Annotated in this window: 6 protein-coding genes; 1 reads left to right on the top strand and 5 read right to left on the bottom strand. The window is 44.5% G+C overall.

The window, feature by feature from the left end; all coding sequences use genetic code 11:
* Positions 1–160: 160 nt before the first annotated feature.
* Positions 161–2500 (top strand): type I pullulanase, encoded by a 2340-nt coding sequence (gene pulA / locus ACWNM1_RS05770; RefSeq protein WP_449600248.1) that lies wholly within the window; start codon positions 161–163, stop codon positions 2498–2500.
* A 59-nt stretch (positions 2501–2559) separates the two neighbouring features.
* Here the strand turns inward: pulA and ACWNM1_RS05765 are convergent, their stop codons facing one another.
* The 5 genes from ACWNM1_RS05765 to ACWNM1_RS05745 form a co-directional block, all read right to left on the bottom strand.
* A complete protein-coding gene (locus ACWNM1_RS05765) occupies positions 2560–4170 on the bottom strand; it encodes a diguanylate cyclase domain-containing protein (RefSeq protein WP_449600247.1) in 1611 nt (536 codons plus the stop codon).
* Positions 4171–4608: 438 nt separating this feature from the next.
* Positions 4609–5781 carry an ABC transporter permease gene (locus tag ACWNM1_RS05760; RefSeq protein WP_449600246.1) on the bottom strand — a complete coding sequence of 391 codons (1173 nt, stop codon included), beginning with the start codon at positions 5779–5781 and terminating at the stop codon, positions 4609–4611.
* A gap of 2 nt (positions 5782–5783) precedes the next feature.
* Positions 5784–6476 (bottom strand): ABC transporter ATP-binding protein, encoded by a 693-nt coding sequence (locus ACWNM1_RS05755; protein ID WP_449600245.1) that lies wholly within the window; start codon positions 6474–6476, stop codon positions 5784–5786.
* On the bottom strand, positions 6473–7840 hold the full coding sequence (locus ACWNM1_RS05750) for an efflux RND transporter periplasmic adaptor subunit (protein ID WP_449600244.1): 1368 nt from the start codon (positions 7838–7840) through the stop codon (positions 6473–6475). The genes ACWNM1_RS05755 and ACWNM1_RS05750 overlap by 4 nt, the downstream gene beginning before the upstream one ends.
* A 57-nt stretch (positions 7841–7897) precedes the next feature.
* Positions 7898–10459 carry a hypothetical protein gene (locus ACWNM1_RS05745; RefSeq protein WP_449600243.1) on the bottom strand — a complete coding sequence of 854 codons (2562 nt, stop codon included), beginning with the start codon at positions 10457–10459 and terminating at the stop codon, positions 7898–7900.
* Between the last annotated feature and the right edge of the window lie 7 nt (positions 10460–10466).

Here is a 10466-nt window from a genome sequence, read left to right as displayed (position 1 = left end):
TAAATATGTCTTACATATAATAGTATGAATCCATAGAAAGTTTATACTCCTTTACCGACTTGCAGAGCTGTGCAAGTATTAATACGATCTAAATTGGAAATATTTGGACTTATAAGCATCCCTATAAGTTAGCCAGGGAGCCATAGGATGGTGTTAACTCATGAGTAAAAATGTTATAAATACAGAATTAATGTTAGAGGTCTATGAAGGTAAAGACCTGGGCTTGACGTACTCGGTGGAGTACAGTGTATTTAAAGTTTGGGCACCTACTGCTTTTGCTGTATCTCTAGTTTTGTACGAAACAGATGGAAATCAACGTAACATTGAAATTGATCCGAGCTCTACAGATAGTGGGCGTATTATATATATGCAGCGTCAGAACGGCGGAGTCTGGCAGACTAAGTTATCAGGTGATTTAAAAGGGAAATATTATATGTACCGTGCTGTATTTGCTGATGGAAATGTGACGGAAGCAGTAGATCCTTATGCAATAGCCGTATCGGCAAATGGTTTAAGAACAGCAATCGTTGATTTGCGCAGGACCGATCCTGAGCAATGGGAGAAGGACGTTGCTCCTCCATTGCAGCATCCTGCAGATGCGGTTATTTACGAACTGCATGTGCGTGACTTCTCCTCACATGAGAGCTCTGCCATGTACTATAAGGGCAAATTCAAAGCATTTACCGAATTTGGCTTAAGAGATTCGGAAGGAAATGCAATAGGAATTGATCATCTGGTTGAATTGGGTATCACCCATGTACATCTGATGCCCGTGTTTGATTTCCAGACCGTAGATGAGTTAAGTGTAATAAAGCGTGGTTCGTCCATTGAACATACCGACTACAATTGGGGATATGATCCTCAGCACTATAATGTACCGGAAGGATCATATAGCACTGATCCTACCGATCCAGGTCTACGAATCCGGGAATTTAAAGAAATGGTTCAGGCTTTGCATAGTCGTGGGATTTCAGTGATTATGGATGTGGTTTACAACCACACGTACGCTGTGGAGAAGGGCCCCTTCGAGCCGCTTGTCCCAGATTACTTCTATCGCCGTGATTTCTTGGGACGTTTATCTAATGGCTCGGGAGTTGGTAACGAGCTGGCTACAGAGCGTCCGATGGTACGCAAATATATTAAGGATTCGTTGTCCTACTGGGCTACGGAGTATCATATTGATGGCTTCAGATTTGATCTTATGGGTCTGATGGATAGTGTGACCATGCGTGAAATAACGGAAGAACTTCGACTTGAGGTGAATCCTAATCTGCTGTTATATGGCGAACCTTGGACAGGTGGAGATTCTCCACTGGCAACAAAGACGCTAAAAGGTGTTCAGCGGGGGAAAGGATATGCTGTCTTCAATGATAACTTTCGTTCGGCGATCAAAGGTGATAGTGATGGATGGGGACGGGGCTTTATTACAGGGGAATACGGCAAAGAAGGGGCTATTGCAGCCGGAATCAAAGGAGCCATCCACGAATTTACAGACTCCCCAGTGGAATCGGTGAACTATGTAACGGCCCATGACAATTTGAATTTATGGGATAAGGTGCTTACCGTTCAAGGGGGATTTCAGGATGCCGTTTCACGGGCTAATCCTTATGTGAATGTAGATCAGGAGAATATTCTCAGCAATGAGACCGTGCGCCGATCCCTACTTGCAAATGGAATCATCCTGACCTCGCAAGGGATTCCATTCCTGCATGCCGGTGATGAGCTACTGCGCAGTAAATTTGGAGATCATAATAGCTACCGTAGCGGTGATACGATTAACGCGATCCGCTGGAACATGAAGAGTATGTTTAAGCCTGTATTTCAATATTATAAAGGCTTGATCGAACTGCGGCGTACACATCCGGCATTTCGTCTACATGGTCGGCAAGAAATTGAGCGTTCGCTGGAATTTCTGCGCTGTGATGGGGGGATTGTGTCGTACCTGCTTAGAAATCATGCAGGAGGCGACCTCTGGAACAATATAACAGTCATCTTTAATGCCAATAATGATCGAGTAAAGCTATCTCTTCCTGAAGCTAATAACGGTTGGAACGTGGTGGTGGATCATACCCGAGCGGGGACAGAAGCATTCCGAAAGGTTGCAGGTAGCGAGGTGGAAATTGAAGGCTTGTCGATGATGGTGCTCTATGATGAATGTGGTGAGCCAGCACCGCGGTCCAAAATTATCGAAGTACACTATGAGCGGCCAGATGGGAAATATCAAGGCTGGAATCTTTGGGTTTGGGATACAGGAATTCAGGATGGACAATGCGACTTTCGGTATATGGAGGATGGGCGTGCAGTTGCACGAATTGAGGTGTTGCCAGATACAGATTCTATCGGGTATATATTACGACTTAATGACTGGGAAGAGAAGGATGGGGATGGCGATCGCTTCATAGATTGTTCCAAGGATGACGAGCTGATCAAGGTCATGGTTATAGATCGTGATCAGGAGAATGATGGGATCTCAGATGATCATTTGCAGTTAACCAGTTAAAAAATAAAAAAGAGCTGTTCAGGGTTAGTTGTACCCCTGAACAGCTCTTTTTGTTGATCTTATGCTTTTCCGATGATCTGGTTGGATAAACCTATATCTAAAAGCTCGTAGTAGAGATTAGCTTCATTCCCTCCATGGTCTTTGGAAAGGTACATCGCTAGATCTGCGGCACGCAGAAGTTCATTAATACTGCTTCCATGCTCAGGAAATAGGGCTACACCAATACTTGCGGAGGTGTGGAAGCTAGATCCATTGTCAATAGACCAAGATTTGTTGAATAACTTAAGCAACCGTTGTAGCATTTCATCTAACATTTCTGGAGAAGTAAATCGGTGCAGTACCACCGCGAATTCATCACCGCCAATCCGGAACGCCTGGCCTACACCTTTAACCGTTTGCAAAAGCTCTCGAGAGAGCAGTTGGAGAAATTCGTCTCCAGCCAGATGTCCTAAGGTATCGTTTAACTGCTTGAATCTGTCACAATCCAGCAATGCGAGTGCAATATTCTTTCTCCGTTCCTCGGGTTGGTTGATGAGATTCTCCATGTACATTTTGAAATGAGCACGGTTGGGAATCGCGGTTAAATGATCATAGAAGGCTAGCTTATGTAATCGTTCTTCGTATTGCTTCCGTTGTGTAATTTCACGGGACACTAACATAAATTGTGCTGGGAAATTATTGCTTCCCCGAACAGGCGACACCTTCGTTTCCAGCCATACCCATTGCCCTTCAGCTCCACGCATTCGTAGCTCTGAGATACGAGGGGTTCCTTGAACGACACTCTTTAGTTTAGCCCAAGCAATTTCCGGTTCACGAATGTAGTTGGAGAGTGGGTCACCTTTTTTAGGAACATAGCCGAGAATACTTGAATGTGAAGGGGAGCTATATAGTATCAACCCGTTAGGATCAGTCAAAATAATAAAGTCAGACATGGTTTCGCCGATTAGCTGATAGAGTGTTTGTTCCTCCAGCATTTCATTTTTGAGCCAAATGATTTTGCGACCCAGATAAATAATAACTAGAAGCAGAATAAAGAAGACCAATGAGTATAGCGCAAAGAGTGCACTCTTTTTATCTTGGAACCCATCTGTTACTTGTAAAGCGTAGGTGTCTATCAGGTCTTCTGATTGATCTAGATGAGTTCTGACTTCATTTAACTGCATGTTCAGACTTACAGGATGATATGAAGCAGGATCCCATCCGATCTGCATCCGTTCAGCAATCAATGTACTTCCTGTGCTCTTCCAAAGGATTAGGGATGTTTCGAAGGCATGGAGCTCGTTCTCTAATTCAGTAAGTATATTTGCCTGCTTCAAATCACTGTAAGGTTTGTTGATAGATTTGATGTCTGAACTTGCTAGGCCTACCCGTTCTTGTGCTTGTTGATTATTGTCCTTAAATTCCTGAATGAACTGATCACGTTCAGCGTCAGTGAGGTTCGAGCTCATGGAGGAGTGGAGAGCGATTGCGGCTTGATACAGATCACGATCAGCACTCAGTATGAGCTCAGAGTTCTCAAATACATCTTCATATAAAGAATCTGACATTCTGTTAATGGTGTGATTTAGATAGAGTAAAGAAGCTACACTAATCCCAACCAGTAGAATGGAGATCGCAGCAAAAATAAAGATTAGTTTGCGTGTTACTTTGATATCGAAAAATCCAGCCACGGTCATCTTCTCCCCGCATAAGATGTTTAACAAATCTTATTGCTGCTAACCTATAACCTGCGGAACTTCCATATTGTGGCAGGCGTGTTTTATTTTCAGGCAAAGATGTTGAGAGTGATTATGTAAAAAAAGAGGTGTTGTAACATAGTGGGAAATGAGGCATGGGAAAGATAAATTGTGTGTGAATCGCAGTTTGTAGTACAACAAGTATATAGGACGTCCTACTTATAGAGCAATCGCTTCCTCAAATAAATATCAATAATAAAAATTTAAATGATTTTGGTATGGGCCTATTGCCTTATCTATATTCAAATCCATAAATCCTATTACCCAACGCTTTCGTAAATGATACCCAGCTAAGCCCCAAAATTATGCGTTCTGTTATGTTAAAAAAGCTGCCTAGTCATAATAATGACTGTAGCAGCTGACTTGAAGTTACTATTCGTTACGTAGTGCATGAATGGGGCGAAGCCGTGCGGCTTTGTTCGCAGGCATCATTCCGAAAATCACGCCGATAAGCAAGGAGAAAACAAAAGATATCAGTACCATATCCCAAGCAATGGATACTGTAAGTGAAGTGTACTTTCCTAGTAACCAACTACCTGCGGCTCCAATGCCAACACCGACCACCCCACCCAATCCGCTAAGCACAATGGATTCGATCATGAATTGAGAGAGAATATCGAGTTTTTTGGCGCCGATTGCTTTGCGGATACCAATTTCTCTTGTTCTTTCATTGACGGATACGATCATGATATTCATAATGCCGATCCCCCCGACAAACAGTGAAATGCCGGCAATTCCCGCAAGTGCCATTGAAAGCGTAGCTGTCGTAGAATTTACAGTTTCCAGCATCTCTTGAGAGTCAAATACATTAAAAGCATTATCCGCATAATTAAATTTAGCATCCAGTGTACTCTCTAGTTTATCTTTTACGGTAGCTACAGTGTTTGCTGAAGTCGTCGCAATTGTGATGGAACGTACGCCTTTGCTTTTTAACTGACGTTCTGCAGTAGCTATAGGGATCAATAAGATATCATCGTTGGAACCACTTAGACTAGAGCCTTTCGCTTCCAAAAGACCGACAATTTTATAGCTGATCCCGTTTAGCTGTACCTTTTGGCCTACAGGATCATCTGTACCGAATAAATCCTCAGCCGTACCTGTGCCGATTAGCGCTACCTTCTGCCGGTACTCCGTATCAATATCAAGCAGGAAACGTCCTGACTGTACATGGAAATCCTTAACGTCCTCATAAGAAGGTGTAATGCCCTCAACAGTAACGCTGACATTCTCAGTATTATGCTTGGCTGTAACGTTGCCACTGATCACAGGAGCTACATTTTCTATCCCCTCTATATCTCCAAGTGCCAAAGCTTCTTCATAGGTGAGGGAGGTGGTAGCCCCACGGCCAGTGATGTTTACCATCAGTTGATTTGTTCCGAGTCCATTAAGCTGCTCCGTAATCTGAGAAGTAGTTCCCTGCCCCACAGAAACGAGGATGATAACGGATGATACACCAATAATAATACCCAGCATCGTTAAAAAAGCTCTTACTTTACTGCTGTAAATACTTTTTAGAGCCATCCGCATACTTTGAAATAATTTCACCTCTAATGCCTCCGATCTTCTACGAGGTTGCCATCCTGAATACGAATGATCCGCTTCGCTTGCTTTGCAATTTCGAGGTCATGTGTGATTAGGATGATTGTGTGACCCTGCTCATTTAATTCTCGTATCATCTGCATGACCTCTTGTCCAGTTCGCGTATCAAGCGCCCCGGTAGGTTCATCTGCAAGTAGAATCGAGGGAGATCCAGCCATGGCTCGCGCAATCGCTACACGCTGTTGCTGTCCTCCTGAAAGCTCAGAAGGTCGGTGATGCATTCTCTTCTCCAAACCAACTTTAAGGAGTGCTTGCTGCGCTGTTTCTCTACGTTCTCGATGTGAGAGGCCGCGGTATATTAGCGGAAGCTCCACATTCTCGACAGCAGACAACTTGGGGAGGAGATTGAAGTTTTGAAAGATAAAGCCGATCTTCTCATTCCGGATAACTGCCAGCTTGTTGTCGGATAACTTGCGAACCTCTTGTCCGTCTAGAAGATAGCTTCCCTCATCCGATACATCCAGACATCCGAGCATGTTCATTAGTGTTGATTTACCAGAACCGGAAGGACCTATAATCGCGACGAACTCTCCGAAGTCGATTGTAAAGGAAAGATTTTTTAGAACTGTCATAGTTTCTCCGGCCATAGTATAGCCATGGGTCATATTCTGGACTTGGATCAGTGGCGTTAAAGCACTCATCTACTGCCACCTCCGCCACCACCAGGTGCTCCACCCGTGCCACCAGCACCACCTCCACTGAAGCCACCACCGCCACTAAAGCCGCCACCGCCGAAACCGGCGCCACCCATACCTCCCATGCCACCTTGCATTTGCATCTCAGTACTAGTTGTACCTGTTTTGGTAGAGATGACAGTAGGGATGATCACTTTGTCTCCTTTATTAAGCCCACTGACAATTTCAATACTGCTCTCATCATGGATGCCCACTTCGACGGAAACTGTTCGCTGATTACTATTTCCACGGTTTCTTGTGCCAGCTGCTCCGTTAGGCATAGTACCGCCGCGAGCATCAGGCGCTCCACTAGGCATAGCGCCATCGCGAGCATCAGGAGCCCCACTAGGCATCGGTGCTTGGCCCTCGCTAGAGGCTTTTGAGGAATCGGTTGAACCCGCTGTTAAAGGGAGAGAAACTGTGTACTTGCCATTTCTTTCTTGAACAGCTTCAATAGGCACGGTTAACACATCTTTTTTCTCAGCTGTTGTAACTGAAACTTCTGCCGACATTCCTACAAGGGCACCTTCGGAGGTGGTTAAGCCAACGGTAACATCGAAGAGGGAGACTCCGTTCGAGACGGTGCCTTCCTTGGCAATCTCAGTAACACTCCCCTTGAATTCAGTGTCGGGCAGGGCATCCAATGAAATGGTAGCAGGCATCCCTATTTTCACTGTAGGAATATCAAGCTCATCCACCTGCACTATGACGCTTAAATTAGCATAATCGGTGATATCGATGAGTTCAGAGCCATCCATCGCTTTTTCACCGCTGGCTATGTTAACCGCTGTAACAGTTCCGTCAATAGGGGCGGTTAGGGGATCTGGAGGGATCATATCTTCTTGTACAGATGCAATTTTTTCGATTTGAGAAGCGATATCCGTTTTCGCTTTTTCAATCGAACGTTTGGCACTGGCTAATTCATCCTCGGAGGCACCTGCCACGGCAAGCTTCTTATACTGCTCCTGCTTGTCTTGAAGATCCTCTTCAAGCGAGGTAAGAGAGGTTTGTTCCTGCTTGAGATTGTCGCTCAAATCATTGCCTTCGAAGGTAATTAAGGTCTGACCTTTTTTCACATTGTCGCCTTCTTTGACAAGCACCTCAGCTACGGTTCCAGCGTCCTTCGTTTTCACTTTTCCTGTTTCAGTGGCCGTGACGGAGCCTGCTCCAGATACATTTACTACGATATCGCCCTTCGTAACCGTGGCTGTATTAACGGGCACTTCAGCAGCCTGACTGCTCTTATCAGGCAAAAATGTATACACCAACAATCCGGCTGTTGCTACAGCTACTACCCCGATGGTCCAGAGCAACACTTTTTTCTTCTTCATTTCTTTCCTCCATAGATCATCAATTTTCTTTTAACTTAGGCCACCCTCGCGCACTTACTAAGTGTCGGATGGATTGTTAGCAATAGAATCGGTGTTTGAAGTGGAATTGTTGTTTGAAGTCGTTGTCACTGCCTGATAAGTGACAACATAGGTCCCAGTTCCCAGCAAATTTCGATGACCTTGGAATTCGTCGTATACATTCAATCGGATAGCGCCGCCACCTAGAGTTTTGTAAAGATTGCTTGTGAATGTTGTGGTGTATGACTTGAAGTTCCCTAATGGTAGATCTGTGCCCAGTGTTAAAGTCTTCTCCATCGTTTGTCCGAAGGGGTCGATCAACTCTAGTACAAGCTTGTGCTCATAGGTACCCAATTCGTAAAGCGTGCTGCTCGACAGGTTGTAGGTTAGGACAGTGCTTAGCGTATCTTTTCCACCAGTGACGGTGGCGACTGCATTTGTAACGGATAGGGTATAAGGGAACAATTCTACATCCAAAAGATTACTTTTTGACTCCACCGCAACATTATTTAGTCCCAGTGACACCGTATTGATATATCCCGTTGATTTCCCACCAGGAGCCGTAAGTTTTCCTTCGGATACCCCTTCACCGACATAAAGAACAAGCTGAGAAGGATCTACTCCAAGTGGAAGCTTAGTCCAGACGGTAACCAGATTTTTTCCGTTAGGGCTCGTGGAAGTTGTAGACTGGTAGACCTCGGCTTCGTAATATTGATTGTCAGGCGTTTTGTAATAAGCTACGAGTTGAGCCTGCTCCGATTTACGTGTTTCCTCACTGTTCATTTCCAGTTCTGTGTACATGATGTTGGAGCTCGAACCCTGATAAACCGTTGTCCGGCGCTCTAACACTTCTGCTTTTTTACTTTCAAGGTCAATTTGGAAGGAACTTAGTGCTGCAACTTCCTGAACACGGCTGTCCAACTGATTTGTACTTAAAGAAAGAAAATTAATTTTGCTTTCGCCGGAGGTTTCTTGCAGCGTTATTTTTAATTGATTGAACTGGTAGGTGTAAGGAACATTGGCTACGACATAAACGTCTGCGGATTCATTTGGCCCGAGTATGGTTTGCGTGCTTTCTGTGACAACTTGGGAAGTGCTGCTAATATCACTCTCACCAGCTTTAATGACACTTGTAAATGCAGGAAGCTGCACAGAGGTCGATTTCGTGTTGCGAATATTGATTTTAGCTACAAGCTGATCTTTGTCTGCCCAAGGTAGCCGCTGGATGTTCTCAAGCTTGACAGCAAATGTGCCGTAACTGTTCTCCACCGCGTATTCTGTATCCTGCCAATTGTTAGTTTGGAGTGTGTAAGGAATCTGATAATAGGCTGTAGGAAAAATGATCTTACCCTCTACAGCGGGTTCAGTCATTTGCAGCTGTAGCGTTCCTTGAGCTATCGTTAGCGGAACTTCTGCACTGAGCTCAATTATTTTTTCTTCAAGGGGTTTGAGTGTAAGGTTTGCGAAAGCCTTCGTGTCCAACGGAAAGCTATATCCTTCAGCGGCTTTAACGGTAAACTCATAAGCAGGCAAAGTAATCGCCTTGTTGCCGCTATTTTTTACTCGGAATTGCAGCGTCCACTTCGCGGTGCCGTTGTCGGCATAGACATTGGCGCTTTTTAACTGCGTCTCGACAGTATTATTGTTGATCGTAAGCTTCTTGATGACATTGCTGGCTACGACAAAATCTGGTGTGGTAGCAGCGGGAAGGTTATAGGTGACGATGGGCAAAGCTATTTTTAATGAGGTATCTTCTCCAGCAAACTGCAGAGTCATATTGTCTGTCTTCATATAAGAGGGAATTTCCGTCATGTAGTAGATCGTCTTTTTTTCCTGTGGCTGTACTTTGTAGTTACTGCTCGCATCATCAAGCGTTAATTCAAATACAGATCCTCCTGCAGATGCGAGGTATCCCTTAAGTCCAGGATCACTTAGCACTTTGGTTCCTTGATTGGTTAAGCTCACACCTACTTTGGCGTATACCTTACCGTTATATTTGTAAATTTGCAGACTTTCCATTTTGGTTGTTACGGGCTGATTATTCAAGGTTATCTTTTTACTTTGGCCTCTAGCGACCGCTTGTGAAAAAGCCACAGGCAAGGTGAAGGTCCCCAGCTTTTTTTGATAATCAGTACTGCTGAAATCCCAACCGAATACTGAAATCTTCACTCCATTTAAAGATGTGGATTTACCGACGTTTGCGTAATAGGTTACGGATTGACTGCTTTTGGAGGGGATAGATTTGATGGTTGCACTGCTGGTTACTGGGCTTCCTTGGATAACGGTTCCTCCGGCAGTAGTTACTTTAGAGAAATAGTCCACAAGATTGATGCTGCTTCCGCTCCCATTGTTATAGCTGAGGGTGTATGTAAGAATATTGCCCCCATCCTGAGTCAAAAAGCCAACATCGGTCAGCTTCACACTAAAGTTACTCTTTAAAGCTATCGAGCCGAGTTTATCCAGAGTGGATACAGTGGTGGCAGTTGCTGTTTTGGTGGATGAAGTAGTAGTTGATGCCGCGTATGCTCCATACGCTGAAGCTTGACTCAGAACTGCTGCGCTAAGTATGATCACAGCTACTTTTGTTCTTCGTGCATGCATGTAATTC

It is taken from the genome of Paenibacillus sp. Marseille-Q9583 (genome assembly GCF_976954365.1).
This window is presented reverse-complemented; position numbering and strand designations above follow the sequence as displayed.